Source organism: Paenibacillus oleatilyticus (assembly GCF_018998565.1).
Classification (GTDB): Bacteria; Bacillota; Bacilli; order Paenibacillales; family NBRC-103111; genus Paenibacillus_G; species Paenibacillus_G oleatilyticus.
In genome coordinates this window covers 1-364 of sequence record NZ_JAHNZO010000150.1, presented here as the reverse complement: position 1 = coordinate 364, position 364 = coordinate 1, and the positions used below count along the sequence as shown (strand labels likewise).

Annotated in this window: 1 protein-coding gene; it reads right to left on the bottom strand. The window is 65.1% G+C overall.

What is annotated here, in order from left to right:
• Positions 1-364 (bottom strand): aminotransferase class I/II-fold pyridoxal phosphate-dependent enzyme (locus tag KQX66_RS39005; protein ID WP_216798429.1); only part of this gene is annotated, 364 nt, incomplete at both ends.

Sequence of the window (364 nt, the reverse complement as noted above, 5' to 3'; positions counted from 1 at the left end):
CGCCAGCGTTGCGCGCCAGCGCCAGCAGCCGTTGGCGGCGCGCCAGGCTCATCACCGAGCCGAGCGGATACTGGTGCGACGGGGTGACGAAAATCAGGCGGGGTGGCGTCGTTGGCTGCTCCGGCGGCACCAGCCCGGCCTCGTCCACCGCCAGCGGGCAGATGTTCAACGCATTGATGCGCAGGATATTGCGGATCCCCCAATAGCCCGGTTCTTCGATCCAGGCGTCATCCCCCGGATTGCACAACATGCGCGTCACCAGATCGATCGCCTGATGGATGCCTTCAGTGATCAGGATCTGTTCCGGCGAGCAGCGCACCGAGCGCGCCACCCGTAAATACTCCACCAACGCATGCTGCAGCTC